This is a genomic window from Paraburkholderia sp. CNPSo 3274, from assembly GCF_024206475.1.
Taxonomy (GTDB): Bacteria; Pseudomonadota; Gammaproteobacteria; order Burkholderiales; family Burkholderiaceae; genus Paraburkholderia.
The window spans coordinates 16448-30904 of sequence record NZ_JAMBPR010000069.1 but is presented as its reverse complement, the minus strand read 5'-3'; the positions used below and the strand labels follow the sequence as shown (position 1 = coordinate 30904).

13 protein-coding genes are annotated in these 14457 nt (G+C 64.5%); 12 read left to right on the top strand and 1 reads right to left on the bottom strand.

The window, feature by feature from the left end:
* Positions 1–23: 23 nt before the first annotated feature.
* Positions 24–1163 (top strand): outer membrane protein assembly factor BamC, encoded by a 1140-nt coding sequence (gene bamC / locus M3I54_RS34140; RefSeq protein WP_254343776.1) that lies wholly within the window; start codon positions 24–26, stop codon positions 1161–1163.
* Positions 1164–1174: 11 nt separating this feature from the next.
* Positions 1175–1951: an MBL fold metallo-hydrolase gene (locus M3I54_RS34135; RefSeq protein WP_254343775.1), complete on the top strand. Its 777-nt coding sequence runs from the start codon at positions 1175–1177 to the stop codon at positions 1949–1951.
* Positions 1952–2073: 122 nt separating this feature from the next.
* On the opposite strand, the gene M3I54_RS34130 is transcribed toward M3I54_RS34135, so the two are convergent.
* Entirely contained in the window at positions 2074–2772 is a 699-nt protein-coding gene (locus M3I54_RS34130) for a Bax inhibitor-1/YccA family protein (protein ID WP_254343774.1), read from the bottom strand.
* 303 nt (positions 2773–3075) lie between these two features.
* On the opposite strand from M3I54_RS34130, the gene ndk reads away from it, so the two are divergent.
* The 10 genes from ndk (at position 3076) to hflX (ending at position 14453) form a co-directional block, all read left to right on the top strand.
* Positions 3076–3501, top strand: coding sequence for a nucleoside-diphosphate kinase (ndk, locus tag M3I54_RS34125; protein WP_201697227.1), 426 nt, complete (start codon positions 3076–3078; stop codon positions 3499–3501).
* Positions 3502–3648: 147 nt separating this feature from the next.
* Complete coding sequence (gene rlmN, locus M3I54_RS34120; protein ID WP_254343773.1) at positions 3649–4824, top strand: 23S rRNA (adenine(2503)-C(2))-methyltransferase RlmN; 1176 nt, start codon at positions 3649–3651, stop codon at positions 4822–4824.
* Between the two features lie 202 nt (positions 4825–5026).
* Positions 5027–6214 carry a helix-turn-helix domain-containing protein gene (locus tag M3I54_RS34115; RefSeq protein WP_254343772.1) on the top strand — a complete coding sequence of 396 codons (1188 nt, stop codon included), beginning with the start codon at positions 5027–5029 and terminating at the stop codon, positions 6212–6214.
* Positions 6215–6339: 125 nt separating this feature from the next.
* Complete coding sequence (gene ispG / locus M3I54_RS34110) at positions 6340–7647, top strand: flavodoxin-dependent (E)-4-hydroxy-3-methylbut-2-enyl-diphosphate synthase (protein WP_254343809.1); 1308 nt, start codon at positions 6340–6342, stop codon at positions 7645–7647.
* Between the two features lie 85 nt (positions 7648–7732).
* Positions 7733–9070: a histidine--tRNA ligase gene (gene hisS / locus M3I54_RS34105; RefSeq protein ID WP_254343769.1), complete on the top strand. Its 1338-nt coding sequence runs from the start codon at positions 7733–7735 to the stop codon at positions 9068–9070.
* 107 nt (positions 9071–9177) lie between these two features.
* The gene (locus M3I54_RS34100) at positions 9178–9807 is read left to right on the top strand and encodes a tetratricopeptide repeat protein (RefSeq protein ID WP_254343768.1); all 630 of its coding nucleotides are present in this window, start codon (positions 9178–9180) and stop codon (positions 9805–9807) included.
* An 87-nt stretch (positions 9808–9894) separates the two neighbouring features.
* Positions 9895–11040, top strand: coding sequence for an outer membrane protein assembly factor BamB (gene bamB, locus M3I54_RS34095; protein WP_254343767.1), 1146 nt, complete (start codon positions 9895–9897; stop codon positions 11038–11040).
* Between the two features lie 431 nt (positions 11041–11471).
* A complete protein-coding gene (gene der / locus M3I54_RS34090; RefSeq protein ID WP_254343766.1) occupies positions 11472–12806 on the top strand; it encodes a ribosome biogenesis GTPase Der in 1335 nt (444 codons plus the stop codon).
* A 166-nt stretch (positions 12807–12972) separates the two neighbouring features.
* Positions 12973–13209 carry an RNA chaperone Hfq gene (gene hfq, locus M3I54_RS34085; protein ID WP_027793540.1) on the top strand — a complete coding sequence of 79 codons (237 nt, stop codon included), beginning with the start codon at positions 12973–12975 and terminating at the stop codon, positions 13207–13209.
* Positions 13210–13268: 59 nt separating this feature from the next.
* Positions 13269–14453: a GTPase HflX gene (gene hflX, locus M3I54_RS34080; protein ID WP_254343765.1), complete on the top strand. Its 1185-nt coding sequence runs from the start codon at positions 13269–13271 to the stop codon at positions 14451–14453.
* The last annotated feature ends 4 nt before the right edge of the window (positions 14454–14457 follow it).

Sequence of the window (14457 nt, the reverse complement as noted above, 5' to 3'; positions counted from 1 at the left end):
GTTCCCGTATCACGAAGGCCCACATGAAACGTTCCGCTTTTTCCTTCCACGCAACCCGCATGGCGGTGCTGGCGCTTGCACTTGGCTCGCTCGCAGGCTGCGAGTCGCTGAACGACATGTTCGCGTCCGATCGCGTCAACTACAAGGACACGCCGACCGCGCCGCCGTTGAACGTGCCGCAGGACCTGTCGTCGGCGCCGAACGACCAGAAGTACGTCGCGCCGCCGCCCACGATCACGCTTGGCGGCGCCGCGCAGCGCACGATCACGCCGGCCGGCAACGCCACGCTCGGCGTGCCGGATGCGCAGGATCCGTTCGGCATGCACGTGGAGCGCGACGGCGACCGCCGCTGGCTCGTGGTGGACGGCCGCTCGCCTGACGACGTCTGGCCGCAGCTGCAGGAATTCTGGACGGAGAATGGCTTCACGCTGACGACCGATTCGCCGTCCACGGGCATCATGACGACCGACTGGGCCGAGAACCGCGCCAACATTCCGGACGACTGGTTCCGCCGCACGATCGGCCGCGTGATCGACTTCGCGTACTCGTCGGGCACGCGCGACCGTTTCCGCGTGCTGGTTTCGCGTGGCCCGGACGGTCAAACCGATATTTCCGTCACGCATAACGCCATGGAAGAAGTGCTGACGGGCCAGGATAAGACGGGGTCGAAGTGGGTGGAGCGTCCGCGCGACCCGGCACTCGAAGCCGCGTTCCTCGCAAAGATCATGCAGAAGTTCGGCCTGACCGACGCACAGTCCAAGCAACTGCTGACCGATGCGCGCCCATCGACGGCTGGCGTCAAGATCGCTGCCGGTCCTGACGGCACGACGCTCGACCTGCCCGAAGCGTTCGATACCGCGTGGCTGCGCGTGGGCCTCGCGCTCGACCGTACGAACTTCACGGTCGACAACCGCGACCGCGAGAAGGGCCTCTACTTCGTGCGCTACGCCGATTCGATGCAGGAGCTCAAGGGTGACGGCCTGCTCGGCAAGCTTTTCTACAATCCGAAGAAGGCCACGAAGGATCAGGGTCCGGAATACGTCGTGGCGGTGCGCTCGACGGGCAATTCAACCCAGGTTGCCGTGGTCGACCAGAGCGGCCGCATCGACACCTCGTCGGACGCGCAGCGTATCGTCTCCGCGCTCCACGCGCAGCTGAACTGACGTGCGCTGATATGCGATTTGCGAGCCTCGGCAGCGGCAGCGAGGGCAACGCACTGGTCGTAGAAGCAGGCAGCGGCACGACGCCCACGCGCGTCCTGCTCGACTGCGGATTCTCAGCGAAAGAAGTCGAGCGGCGCCTCGCCCGCGTGGGGCTGGCCGCCGACTGGCTTAGCGCGATTCTCATCACACACGAACACAGCGATCACATCGGCAGCGCGCTCACGCTGGCGCGCCGTTGGTCGATTCCGCTTTACATGAGCTGGGGCACGGCGCAGGCCGTGGGTGCCGACGACGCCGCAGGCGTCGAGCTCAACGTGTTGTGGGGCGACGAGACGGTCGAGATCGGCGAACTCGGCGTGTTGCCCTACACGGTGCCGCACGACGCGCGCGAGCCGCTGCAATTCGTGTTCAGCGACGGCATGAGCCGGCTTGGCGTGCTGACCGACGTCGGCGAGTCGACCTCGCATATCAGCAATGTGCTGAGCGGTTGTGACGCACTGGTGCTCGAATGCAACCACGACCTCGATATGCTCGCGACGAGCCGCTATCCGGCTTCGCTCAAGGCGCGTATTGGCGGGTCGCATGGTCACCTGAACAACGAGGCGGCCGGCGGTATCCTTGCGGGGCTCGATCGCACAAAGCTGCGGCATTTGATCGCTGCGCATCTCAGCCAGCAGAACAACACACCGGAGCTTGCACGTGCGGCGATGGCCGCGGTTCTGGGAACTGCCGCGACGGAAATCGGGGTCGCTTCGCAAGCCGACGGTTTCGACTGGATCGCGCTCTGAGGCCTGCGTCCCTGCGACGGTCAGGCGAATAGACGAAAAAAAGCCCATGACGAAAGTCATGGGCTTTTTGCTTGATGAGGCCAGAATCTGTCGAACCGGCCCCGTCAGGCTCTGGTTGCGCTTCAGTTGCGGTTGCCGCCGAAGATGCCGAGGATGGCGAGCAGGTTCGTGAACACGTTATACAGGTCCAGATAGATCGCGAGCGTCGCCGAGATGTAGTTCGTCTCGCCGCCGTTCACGACGCGCTGTACGTCGAACAGCATGTAGGCCGAGAAGATAGCGATGGCGAGCACCGAAACCGTGAGCATCAGCGCGGGCAGCTGCAGGAACATATTCGCGACGCCGGCCAGCAGGATCACGATCACGCCCATGAAGAGCCACTTGCCGAGGCCCGAGAAGTCGCGCTTGCTGACCGTGGCGATGGTAGCCATGGCGGTGAAAATGATGCCGGTGCCGCCGAACGCGAGCATGATGAGCTGCGGGCCGTTCGAAAAGCCGAGGACGAACGACAGCAGGCGCGAGAGCATCAGGCCCATGAAGAACGTGAAGCCGAGCAGCACGAACACGCCTACCGAGCTGTCCTTGGTGCGCTCGATCGCGAACATGAAGCCGAAGGCGATCGCGAAGAACGCGAGCAGGCTCATGGCCGGGCTGGTAGCGGCAAAAAGCGAGAAGCCGGTCGCGACGCCCACCCACGCGCCGAGCACCGTCGGCACCATCGACAGCGCGAGCAGCCAATAGGTGTTGCGCAGTACGCGGTTGCGGGTCTCCGCCGAGGTGACGGCGCCGCCGCGGCCGAAGTTATAGGGATACTCGTTCATGCTTTCTCCTTGCGTGAGACGCGTGGGTGAGGGCGCGCAGGTGCGCGGTCCGCTCCCCCATAAGATAAGTGTGCCGACCCAGAGTTTCAACGGGTTGCCACACAGTTTCCGTTATGTTTGCACAGCGTATGCCGCCAATCTTAAACCTCTCTGAAAGGTACGGCAGCGCGGTGCGTGTGTCCGGATTGCGCTCATTTGCCCCGGTTTGCCGGGCTATGAGGGTTCAATCGCAATCATACATGGGAACATGCTACAATTGCGGATTCATTTGAATCTGTAACCTCTTAATTTTTTGGAGCTTTTATGGCGATCGAACGCACCCTGTCGATTATCAAGCCGGACGCAGTGGCAAAGAACGTGATCGGCCAGATCTACAGCCGCTTCGAAAACGCTGGTCTGAAGATCATTGCCGCTCGCATGGTTCACCTCTCGCGCGCTGACGCAGAGAAGTTCTATGCTGTTCACGCAGCGCGTCCGTTCTTCAAGGACCTCGTGGACTTCATGGTTTCGGGCCCGGTGATGGTGCAAGCGCTGGAAGGCGAGAACGCCATCCTGAAGAACCGCGAACTGATGGGCGCGACCGATCCGAAGAAGGCTGACAAGGGCACGATCCGCGCCGACTTTGCCGACAGCATCGACGCGAACGCCGTGCACGGCTCGGACGCCGCTGAAACGGCTGCCGTGGAAATCGCGTTCTTCTTCCCGCAAGTCAACGTCTACTCGCGCTAAGCACGGCGCGAGCAGATTGCAGTAGTAGCATAGGGTCGCGAACGGCGATGACGCGCACCGTCCAGTTCCCGAGGCCGCGCAAGTGCGCAGGCACCCGGGCAACGCGGACAGTGCGCGCGCTCTCGCACTGAAATGGCAGGATTCGACATGACGAGCAGTTCCACCGTCAACCTTCTCGATCTCGACGCCCAAGGGCTCGTCGCTTATTGCGAAAGCCTGGGCGAGAAGCCGTTTCGCGCCAAACAGCTTCAGCGCTGGATCCATCAGTACAACGCCGCCGACTTCGACGGCATGACGGATCTCGCCAAATCGCTGCGCGAGAAGCTCAAAGGGCGCGCCACCATCGGCATGCCCGGCATCGTCAGCGACAACGTTTCCTCCGACGGCACGCGCAAATGGCTCGTGGACGTCGGCAACGGCAACGCGGTCGAAACCGTGTTCATCCCCGAAGACAACCGCGGCACGCTGTGCGTGTCCTCGCAGGCGGGATGCGCGGTCAACTGCCGGTTTTGCTCCACCGGCAAGCAAGGTTTTTCACGCAATCTCACCACCGCCGAGATCATCGGCCAGCTGCGCATGGCGGAGTTCGCCCTGCGTGCTTCGCTTTTGGGCGACGCCGTCGAAAATCGCGGAGGCCGTGCGACCGGTGGTGACGGCAAGGGCGAACGCGTCATCACGAACGTCGTGATGATGGGTATGGGCGAGCCGCTTCTGAACTACGACGCGGTCGTGCCCGCCATGCGTCTGATGCTGGACGACAACGCCTACGGCCTGTCGCGCCGGCGCGTCACGCTTTCCACGTCGGGCGTCGTGCCGATGATGGATCGCCTCGGGGCCGAACTGCCCGTGGCGCTCGCCGTTTCCTTGCATGCGCCGAACGACGCGCTGCGCGACGAACTCGTGCCGCTTAACCGCAAGTACCCGCTGCGCGAGCTGATGGCGGCGTGCCAGCGTTACCTGCAAGTCGCGCCGCGCGACTTCATTACGTTCGAGTACTGCATGCTCGACGGCGTCAACGACACCGAAAAGCACGCGCGAGAATTGCTCGCGGTGACGCGGGACGTGCCTTGCAAATTCAATCTGATCCCGTTCAATCCGTTCCCCGAGTCGGGCTTGCTGCGCTCGAAATCGGACCAGATCAAGCGCTTCGCGCAGATTCTGATGGATGCGGGCGTCGTCACGACCGTGCGCAAGACGCGCGGCGACGACATCGACGCGGCCTGTGGGCAGCTCGCCGGCGAGGTGAAGGACCGCACGCGCCTTGCCGGGCGCATGGGCCGGGGCACAGGCAAGGTCATCGAAGTACGGCCGGTTCAGCACTGAGCCGGCATGAAGGAGGGCCCACGGCGGCGTGCGGGGGAAACGCGCGGCCGTAGGCAGTAGTAAAAGAAACGTTGCAGAAGCGATCGGAAGCGGCACACTGGCCGCACATTTTGTTATAAACGGTCTGCGAATCGGGTAGAGGCGGGGCGGGACGCGCCTGACCGGTTCCAGTATTGAAAAGAATCGACGCAAGGACTTTGGGATGAGCGAGCCGCAGCACCCTTTCGGGACAGACGGAACTGACAGCAACGCAGGTCGTTCGGTGCCGGGCGCGACGCCTTCGCCGGTGCAGGCAGTGCCCGACACGCTGGCCGCGGCCGGCGCGCGTCTTGCGCAGCTGCGCGAGGCCAAGGGTTGGGCGATCGAAGACGTCTCGGCGCGCCTGAAGGTGTCGGTGTCGAAGCTGCGCGAACTCGAAGCGGGCGATATCAGCCATCTGCCGGACACGACGTTCGCACTCGGCGTGGTGCGCGCCTACGCGAAGCTGCTCGGTGCCGATTCCGCGCCGTTCACGCAGGCGCTGCGCCGCGAGCGCGGCATTGCGCAGCCGGATCTGTCGATGCCGGCTTCGGCTGGGTCCGATCTGCCGCGTGGCCGCGTTTCGCTCTCGCTCGGTGGCAGTGGCGCGCGGGCTCCGCGCCGCCGTGCCTCGTGGTTGTGGGGCGTGGCGATCATCGTGGTCGCGGTGCTCGCGATTTCCATGTGGCACACGAACAGTGGCGAATCGTCGGCCTGGTTTGCGCGCCTGAAGGCGATGGCGAACGGCGCGAGCGTGCAGCCGGGCGCGTCGTCGCCCACGGTGACACAGGGCGTTGCGACCGACAGCGCAGGTGCATCTGCCGTCGAGGGCGCGGATCAGTCCGCTGCGCCGCAGGCCGGTGACGCGAACGATGCGGGCGACAACGCCAACGCCAACGCCGCGCCCGATCAAGGCGCCGCGGCGAGCGCACCGCAAGTGGCGCCGCAAGCCACGCAGCCGGCGCCCCAGGCTACGCAACCGGCGCCCCAGGCCGCGAAGCCTGCCGCTGCAAGCGCAGCGCCGGCTGCGGCCGTTGCCAACGCGGCAAGCGCTGCGCGCGCCCAGGCGGCGAGCGCGCCGGCCGCAGCGGCGGCGCAGACTGCGGCAGCCGACAACGGCGCTGACACCTCGACGTTCGCGATCCGCGTGACGCAGGACACCTGGGTCAGCGTGCGCCAGAAGGATGGCAAGGAAGTTTTCTCGGGCATGATCCACGGCAGCGACGCGCGTGAGATCACCGGCACCGAGCCGCTCAAGGTCACCGTGGGCAACAAGGCCGGCATCGAGTCGATGACCATCGACGGCCAGCCGGTCGACACGTCGAAGTACGCGTCGGCGCGTGGCAATGTCGCGCGCTTCGTGCTGCCCTGATCAAGACATGGCGTGCGTCGCGGCCAGGCAAGTCTCATTGCCGGCCGCGACGCTTTTTCAATTCACGCAGTGCCGCCGCCGGCTAGTCGGCGAGAAGCGCGCGTGAGGCGTAAATGGGTTTTTCGATGCAAAGCGAAACGCAATCCTCGACCAGCAACAGTCAGATCTGCTCGAACGAGCCGGTTCTCGGCGGCCACGCGCCGCGCCGCAAGTCGCATGCTGTGCATGTGCGCTGGGGCGGCCAGCTGGTGACGATCGGCGGCGACGCGCCGGTGCGCGTGCAGTCGATGACCAACACCGACACCGCGGACCCCATCGGCACCGCGATCCAGATCAAGGAACTCGCGCAGGCGGGTTCGGAGCTCGTCCGTATCACGGTCAACACGCCAGAAGCGGCGGCGGCCGTGCCGCATATCCGCGAGCAGCTCGACCGCATGGGCGTGATGGTGCCGCTCGTCGGCGACTTCCACTACAACGGCCATCTGCTGCTGCGCGACTATCCCGCTTGTGCCGAGTCGCTGTCGAAGTACCGCATCAACCCGGGCAACGTCGGCCAGGGCGCGAAGCGCGACACGCAGTACGCGCAAATGATCGAAGCCGCCATCAAGTACGACAAGCCGGTGCGTATCGGCGTGAACTGGGGCAGCCTCGACCAGGACCTGCTCGCGCGCATGATGGACGAGAACGGCGCGCGCAAGGAGCCGTGGGAAGCGCAAAGCGTGATGTACGAAGCGCTCATTCAGTCGGCCATCGGCTCGGCGGAACGCGCGGTCGAACTCGGCCTGGGCCGCGACAAGATCATCCTGTCGTGCAAGGTGAGCGGCGTGCAGGACCTGATCGCCGTCTACCAGGAACTCGCGAAGCGCTGCGATTTCGCGCTGCACCTGGGCCTCACGGAAGCGGGCATGGGCTCGAAAGGCATCGTCGCTTCGACAGCGGCGCTTTCCGTGCTGCTCCAGCAGGGCATTGGCGACACGATCCGCATCTCGCTCACGCCGGAACCGGGCGGTGCGCGCACGGGCGAAGTCGTGGTCGGCCAGGAAATCCTGCAGACCATGGGCCTGCGCTCGTTCACGCCGATGGTCATCGCTTGTCCCGGCTGTGGCCGCACGACCAGCACGTTGTTCCAGGAGCTTGCTTCGCAGATCCAGAGCTATCTGCGTGCGCAGATGCCGCTTTGGCGCGACGACCATCCGGGCGTCGAGACGATGAACGTCGCCGTGATGGGCTGCATCGTGAACGGTCCGGGCGAGTCGAAGCACGCGAACATCGGCATCAGCCTGCCGGGCTCGGGCGAGAACCCCGCGGCGCCGGTCTTCATCGACGGCGAGAAGGTGAAGACGCTGCGCGGCGAGCGCATCGCCGAAGAATTCCAGCAAATCGTGAGCGACTACGTCGCACGCAAGTACGGCAAGGCCGAAGCGACGAACTGAGCAAGCCGGCCGCTCCGCTTGTAGTTCGCTGGTAGCCCGCTTGTAGCTCGATACGCACAACCGAATAAAGCCAATTTGCAACGCAATGACTGAACAAAAACGCAAGCCCGAAAAGCTCACAGGCGTAAAGGGCATGAACGACATCCTGCCGCAGGAGGCGGGGCTGTGGGAATTCTTTGAATCCACGGTGAAGTCGCTGCTTCGTTCGTACGGCTATCAAAATATCCGCACGCCGATCGTCGAGCATACGCAACTCTTCACGCGCGGCATCGGCGAAGTGACCGACATCGTCGAGAAGGAGATGTACAGCTTCACCGACGCGCTCAACGGCGAGAACCTCACGCTGCGCCCGGAAGGCACGGCGGCGGCCGTGCGGGCGTCGATCGAGCACAACATGCTCTACGACGGTCCGAAGCGCCTGTGGTACATCGGCCCGATGTTCCGTCACGAGCGTCCGCAGCGCGGCCGCTATCGCCAGTTCCATCAGGTGGGCGTCGAGGCGCTCGGTTTCGCGGGCCCCGATGCGGACGCTGAAATCATCCTGATGTGCCAACGCCTCTGGGACGATCTCGGCCTCACCGGCATCAAGCTCGAGATCAACTCGCTCGGCGTGGCCGAAGAGCGTGCGGCGCATCGCGTCGAGCTGATCAAGTATCTCGAGCAGCACGTCGATCTGCTCGACGAAGACGGCAAGCGCCGCCTCTACACGAACCCGCTGCGCGTGCTCGACACGAAGAATCCCGCGCTGCAGGAGATCGCGGACAAGGCGCCGAAGCTGATCGACTTCCTCGGCGAGGACTCGCGCGCGCACTTCGAAGCGCTGCAGCGCATTCTCAAGTCGAACAACATTCCGTTCAAGATCAACCCGCGTCTCGTGCGCGGTCTCGATTACTACAATCTGACCGTGTTCGAGTGGGTGACCGACAAGCTCGGCGCGCAGGGCACCGTTGCGGCGGGCGGCCGTTACGATCCGCTGATCGAGCAACTGGGCGGCAAGCCGACGGCGGCGTGCGGCTGGGCCATGGGCATCGAGCGCATTCTCGAACTGCTCAAGGAAGAAGACCTCGTGCCGGAAGAAGATGGTTGCGATGTCTACGTTGTCCACCAGGGCGAAGCCGCGCGCGAGAAGGCATTCATCGTGGCGGAGCGTCTGCGCGATACGGGCCTCGACGTTATTTTGCATTGCAGCGCCGACGGTCAGAGCGCGAGCTTCAAGTCGCAGATGAAGCGCGCGGATGCAAGCGGCGCGGCCTTTGCCGTGGTGCTTGGCGAGGACGAAGTGGCGAGAGGCGAGGCCGGTGTGAAGGCACTGCGCGGCACGGCCGCGGAGGCCCGCAGCGAGCAACAAACGGTAGCGCTTGAGGACTTGACCGAATATCTGATCAATGCGATGGTTGCATCCGCCGAAGACGGCGACGATTGATGGGGCCGCCTAGGTGGGGCCGCCTAGGTGGGGCCGCCCCGGTGGGGCTGCTCGGGTCGCTGCGCATTCGAAAACAGGCTACAGAATAAACGAGGAATCGCTACGCGATGAGTTACCACGACGAACAGGAATCGATCGAAAGCTTCAAGGCATGGTGGGGGCAGTGGGGTAACGCCACTACGTGGGTTGTGCTGATCGTTCTGCTCGCGCTCGCAGCGTGGAACGGCTGGAACTTCTGGCAGCGCCGCCAGACCGCTGAAGCCGCCGTGCTGTACGACCAGGTGCAGCAGGCCGCGAACAGCAGCGACAAGGCCATGCTCACGCGCGTGGCATCCGACATGGAAGATCGCTTCGGCGGCACGGCGTACGCGCAGATGACAGCGCTCGGCGTGGCCAAGGCGCTCTATATGGCGGGCGACACGGCCGGCGCGAAGTCGCAGCTGCAATGGGCCGCCGACCACGCGAAGGACGACGAATTCCGCCAGGTCGCGAAGCTGCGTCTCGCTTCGCTTCTGCTCGACGAAAAGGCCTACGATCAGGGCCTCGCGCTGATTCCGCAACCCGATTCGGGTCCGTTCAAGGGCGTCGTGGCCGATGGTCGCGGCGATCTGCTGGCCGCGGCCGGCAAGCGCGACGACGCGCGCGCGGCCTACAAGCTGGCCCTCGACAGCCTGCCGAAGAGCGACGCTTCCGAGCGTCAGCTGATCCAGTTCAAGCTGGATGCGCTCGGCGGCTAAGTTGCCAGCTACATTGCGAAGCGTGTGCAGCGTGCGCGCGGCATTGCGAAACCATTCAAACCAACTTCATTCATGCGTCGTTCACCGATGAATCTGCTGAAACGAACCGTTGTGCCCGTCGCTCTCGCGATGACCGTCCTGGCTCTCGCAGCCTGCTCATCGACGAAAGACGTGCGCCGCGTGCCGGTGCCGCTGACCGAATTCAAGCCGGCGCTGGATGTCCAGCAGGTGTGGAGTTCGAGTGTCGGCAAGGCCGGCCGTTATCTGTTCGCGCCGGTCGCCGTGGGCGACATGGTCTACGCAGCGGGCGAGAACGGCTCGGTCGCCAAGATCGACGCCGCGTCGGGTAAGGACGTCTGGCGCACCAAGCTCAAGGACGACCTCTCGGCGGGCGTGGGCAGCGACGGTAATTTCACGGCCGTCGGCGGCCTGAAGGGCGACGTCTACGTGCTCGACTCGAATGGCAAGCTCTCGTGGCAGGCCAAGGCGCCGGGCGAGATCATCTCGCCGCCGCTTGTCGGCAATGGCCTCGTGATCGTACGCACGATCGACGGCCAGATCGTCGCCTTCAACGCTCAGACGGGCGAGCAGAAGTGGCTCTACCGCAACCGCGCCGTGCCGCTGAACCTGCGCGTTTCGGCGGGCATGACGTTCGCGGGCGATCAGGCCGTGCTGGCCGGTTTTCCGGGCGGCTCGTTCGCGGCGATCAACGTGCAGAGCGGCGACGCCTTCTGGGAGACGCCGGTTTCGTACCCGAAGGGCGTGACGGAAGTCGAGCGCATCAACGACGTGAGCGGTCCGCCCACGCTGGTAGGCGCTACGACCTGCGCGGTCACGTTCCAGGGTCAGCTTGGCTGCTTCGACGCCAATTCGGGTCGTCCGATGTGGCAAAAGCCGTTCTCGAGCACGAGCGGCATCGCTCAGGATGAATCCACGGTGGTGGGCGGCGACGACTGGTCGGTCGTGAAGGCATTCAGCGTCTCGACGGGCGAGCCGACCTGGACGAACGAAAAGCTCAAGAGCCGCGACGTGAGCGTGCCCGCGTTGCTGGGCCACGCGGTCGTGCTCGGCGACTATCAGGGCTACGTGCATTTCCTCTCGCTCGACGACGGCAGCTTCGTCTCGCGCGTGAAGACCGACGGGAGCCCGATTGCGGCCGCGCCGGTGCTCGCCGGCAACACGCTGGTCGTGCTGACGAAGGACGGCGACCTGTACGGTCTGCGTCCGCACTAAGCGCGATCTGCGGCGGCTCCCTCGGGCGCTCGCCGCGATTGCGCATCGCGCCGGCCTGCGGGGCCGGCGTGCCAGGCAAGACATTCACGCTGCAAGCAAAAGCAGTCGGCCGCGCCTCACGCGCGGCGCTGCGATGCATGCAGAGGCATGAGGCGCTGGAGCCGGCAAGTTCCGACGCCTCGCCGCTGGCCGGCTCAAGCCGGCCATGCGCATTTTGGGATGGCGGCGCACACGACCCCGCCGTTCACCGTTGCCGCCACCAGGCGCTTGCGTGGTGTCCAGCCCCGGTCGCGCTGCGCTTTCGGCGCGGGGCCGCGGCCCCGCTCGTGAAATTCGTGATAATTTGCAACTGAAGCAGCCCCGCAGGCGCGGGGCTTGCCGCGCAGCGCGCCGGACTCTCCGGCGCTGTGCCTTACTGTAGAAAAGATCAGATGAAACCCGTAATCGCCCTCGTCGGGCGCCCCAATGTGGGGAAATCCACGCTGTTCAACCGGCTCACGCGTTCGCGCGATGCGCTGGTGGCCGACCTGCCTGGCCTCACGCGCGACCGTCACTACGGTGAAGGGCGCACGGGGGATCGCCCGTATCTCGTGGTCGACACCGGCGGCTTCGAGCCGGTCGCCAAGGACGGCATCCTGCACGAGATGGCGCGCCAGACGCGCCAGGCCGTCGAAGAGGCCGATATCGTCGTGTTCATCTGCGACGGCCGCAATGGCCTGGCACCCCAGGACAAGCACATCGCCGACTACCTGCGCAAGACCGGCCGGCCGATCTACCTCGTCGTCAACAAGGCCGAGGGCATGAAGTACAGCGCCGTCGCCGCCGACTTCTATGAACTCGGCCTCGGCGACCCGCGCGCAATTTCCGCGGCGCACGGCGACGGCGTGACGGAAATGATCAACGAGGCGCTTGAAAAGGCGTACGCCGATCAGCCCGAGGAAAGCGAAGAGGACGCCGCGAAGCACGGCGTCAAGATCGCGATCGTCGGCCGCCCGAACGTGGGCAAGTCGACGCTCGTCAACACGCTGATCGGCGAAGACCGCGTGATCGCATTCGACATGCCGGGCACGACGCGCGATTCGATCTACGTGGATTTCGAGCGCAACGGCAAGAAGTACACGCTGATCGACACCGCGGGTCTGCGCCGCCGCGGCAAGGTGTTCGAAGCGATCGAGAAGTTCTCGGTGGTGAAGACGCTGCAGTCGATCGCCGACGCTAACGTGGTCATTCTGCTGCTCGATGCGCAGCAGGAAATCTCGGATCAGGACGCACATATCGCGGGCTTCGTGGTGGAACAGGGCCGCGCGCTCGTGGTGGGCGTGAACAAGTGGGACGGCATGGACGACCACGCGCGCGAGCGTACCAAGCACCATCTGCAGCGCAAGCTGAAGTTCCTCGACTTCGCGGAAATGCGCTTCATCTCGGCGACTGAGAAGTTCGGCATCGGCCCGCTGATGCGCTCGGTGGACGACGCCTATGCCGCCGCCATGGCGAAACTGCCCACGCCGAAGCTCACGCGTGCACTCATCGAAGCCGTGGAGTTCCAGCAGCCGCGTCGCCGCGGCCCGGTGCGTCCGAAGCTGCGCTACGCGCACCAGGGGGGACAGAACCCGCCCATTATCGTCATTCACGGCAACGCACTCGACGCCGTGACGGAGACCTACAAGCGCTATCTGGAGAACCGTTTCCGGGAAACTTTCTCGCTTACCGGCACTCCATTGCGCATAGAGTTTCGCTCCTCGACGAATCCCTATACGGAAAAATAACGAGGCTGTTGCTGAATAGCGTTCGCTAGCCCGCAAAGGCCTCCTGGCCGAACCGCCAGGAACCGCGCGGGGGAACGAGAATCGGCTATAGTGTAGCGATTGGTGGTGGATTTCTTTTTCTTCACCCCGATGTAAGTTAAACCTGCAAAAAAATACGGAGTTTGCTATGAGCAACAAAGGGCAATTGTTACAAGACCCGTTTCTGAACGCGCTGCGCAAGGAGCACGTGCCTGTTTCGATCTATCTGGTCAACGGCATCAAGCTTCAAGGGAACATCGAATCGTTCGACCAGTACGTCGTGTTGCTCCGTAATACGGTTACGCAAATGGTTTACAAGCACGCCATCTCCACGGTGGTTCCGGCCCGTCCGGTGAACTTCCACCCGGATACGGAAGCGTCCTGACCCATGACGCGGCCGGCCCGGGGCGCCTCGCAGGCTGCTCTGGTCCGGCCGCTTTCATTTTGACATCCTCTAATTTGATCAACGCCGCACTCGTCGGCATCGACTTCGGCAAGACCGACTTCGAAGCCAGTCTCGAAGAACTCAGCCTGCTCGCCAAAAGCGCGGGCGCCACTCCCGCTGTCACGCTCACCGGGCGCCGCTCCAGCCCCGACGCCGCCATGTTCATAGGCAGCGGCAAGGCCGAGGAACTGCGTCTCGCCTGTGAAGCGAACGACATCGAAATCGTCATCTTCAATCACGCGCTGTCGCCCGCCCAGCAACGTAATCTGGAACGCGCGCTCAATCGCCGCGTGGTCGACCGCACGAGCCTCATCCTCGACATCTTCGCCCAGCGCGCTCGCAGCCACGAAGGCAAGCTGCAGGTCGAGCTCGCGCAGCTGCAATATCTAGCCACGCGCCTCGTGCGCGCCTGGACTCACCTCGAGCGCCAGAAGGGCGGTATCGGCCTGCGTGGCCCGGGTGAAACGCAGCTCGAAACCGACCGCCGGCTCATCGGCGAGCGCATCAAGATGCTGCAAGGCAAGCTTGCGAAGCTGCGTCGCCAGCACGGCACGCAACGGCGTCAGCGCGAACGCAACCGCACCATGTCGGTGTCGCTCGTGGGCTATACGAACGCCGGCAAGTCCACGCTCTTCAATGCGCTCACGAAGGCGCAGGCCTACGCCGCCGATCAGCTGTTCGCGACGCTCGACACAACCTCGCGGCGCGTCTGGCTCGGTGACGCAGTGGGGCAGATCGTGCTGTCTGATACGGTCGGGTTCATCCGCGAGTTGCCTCACCAGCTCGTCGCCGCGTTTCGCGCAACGCTGCAGGAGACGGTTCAGGCCGACCTGCTGCTGCACGTGGTGGACGCGTCGAGCACCGTGCGCCTCGATCAGATCGATCAGGTGAACGGGGTGCTGCACGATATCGGCGCGGACACGATCCGCCAGGTGCTGGTCATCAACAAGGTCGACGCCGTGCCGGAACTGGCGGCCCGCGGCGGAACGGTCGAGCGTGATGAATATGGTAATATTTCGCGCGTCTTTTTGAGCGCGCGCACAGGTGTCGGACTGGATGCGCTGCGCTCCGCCATCGCCGAAATCGCGACTGCCGAGCCGCTTGCCGATGCGTCGCAGTCCCTGGCCGCAGACTGGAGCGCGGTGCAGGAAGAACCTCGCTGGGAACCCGAACACGAGCGCTGAAGCG